The sequence below is a fragment of the Pseudomonas sp. S12(2018) genome (assembly GCF_024355235.1).
In the GTDB taxonomy this organism is placed as follows: domain Bacteria; phylum Pseudomonadota; class Gammaproteobacteria; order Pseudomonadales; family Pseudomonadaceae; genus Aquipseudomonas; species Aquipseudomonas palmensis.
This window is the reverse complement of record NZ_QLAD01000007.1, coordinates 1-1,347: the sequence shown is the minus strand read 5'-3', so window position 1 is coordinate 1,347 and position 1,347 is coordinate 1. Positions and strand designations below refer to the sequence as shown.

At 48.8% G+C, this 1,347-nt stretch carries 2 protein-coding genes; both read right to left on the bottom strand.

The genetic code is table 11. The features are described 5' to 3' along the window. Nucleotides 1–35: 35 nt before the first annotated feature. Nucleotides 36–668 carry a hypothetical protein gene (locus DN388_RS17115; protein WP_157811447.1) on the bottom strand — a complete coding sequence of 211 codons (633 nt, stop codon included), beginning with the start codon at nucleotides 666–668 and terminating at the stop codon, nucleotides 36–38. Continuing rightward, a partial coding sequence (locus DN388_RS17110) for an RHS repeat domain-containing protein (RefSeq protein WP_255001333.1) occupies nucleotides 637–1,347 on the bottom strand: 711 nt, incomplete at its 5' end. The genes DN388_RS17110 and DN388_RS17115, both read right to left, overlap by 32 nt.

Sequence of the window (1,347 nt, the reverse complement as noted above, 5' to 3'; positions counted from 1 at the left end):
AATTGTAAAATATTCAAGCACAAACTAACCGCACATTAGGTAAACTGAAAAGTCATCACGCCTTGCACGCTAGGCCGCGATTTCTCACTAAATCCTTCGTTTAAAAACACATAAACTACTCCGCCAGAGAAAATACCGACATCGTCTGGAAAAGCGATATCAAAATCATCTCCATTCAACATTATTCGGCACTCTGCACCTGCCACTGACTCCTCGTCCTGTAACCAAGACACAACACCACAGACTCTTGAGCTGAAATTGTTAGAAGAATCACACTCTATGTCATTTTCAATTAAGACCTTGCACGGAGACGATGCAAACTCCTTATACTCATTCCTTTCACCCCCATCGTTATCATGATAAATTACTACTGAACAATTTTCTCTTTCAGCCGTCAATTCTTCCCAGTGAAGAAATGTATCCTCTCGATAGTATGGCGAAAACAATGATATCCACCCTTGAGCGCCAAGCTCCACCCATTCGGCCGGCATTGTCAAAAGGTGAAGCAGTGGATGCCCATGCTTGTCGACCGGCCATTCTATATCTTGCGTCAATAGGCATCCGCCTGCCATGTGAGGTTCAGTTAATCTGGCCACGGTCGCGTTGACTTTCAAATTTTTCAAATAACTCTCCCAATTAGCAACAACAGCTGTTTTGTAAGAACGCATTCGATTTTTTTCGCAAACGTTTTGCCTGAGCTGCACTCATTCCAGATTTTCTAAGCGCCCCCTGCCACACATCCATCTGACGCTTAGTTGGCTTACCATTCTCACCAAGCTCAAACTCATTTTTCCCGTTAGTGCCCAAGTGCACCTTGGAAAGGGCAGCTTCTTGTCTATGTACATTGACATGCTGAGTTCTCGTCAATGCAATAGACGGGTTGCCTTCCATTCTCCCGCCGCCCTTGCAACCCATCTGTTCTAGGGCCTTATTTCTCACCAATTCATGTGCATCTAACTTATCGCCAGCGTTACCTGTGCCTGTGAGGTCTCCATATGTACCCAGTTGCCCAGTCGCTGCCAAGCCTAGTGGATCTGTCCACTCGACAGCGTTTGGTGCGTACATAAACAGGTTTAAGCCACCCGAGTAGCTAATCGGGTCCTGCCCAATAAACCGCCCCACCCCCGGATCATAGTACCGATACCGGTTGTAGTGCAGCCCAGTCTCCCGGTCGTGATACTGCCCCTGAAACCGTATCGGATTGCTCAGCCCAATCTGCCTGGCCCAGCCCGAGCGCTCCTCTCTTACCTCACCCCACGCCTTATACTGCCCCGCCCACGCCATCTCGCCATTGTGGTCGGTCAGCTCCATTGGCGTGCCCAAGTGGTCGCACTGGTACCACGCAAG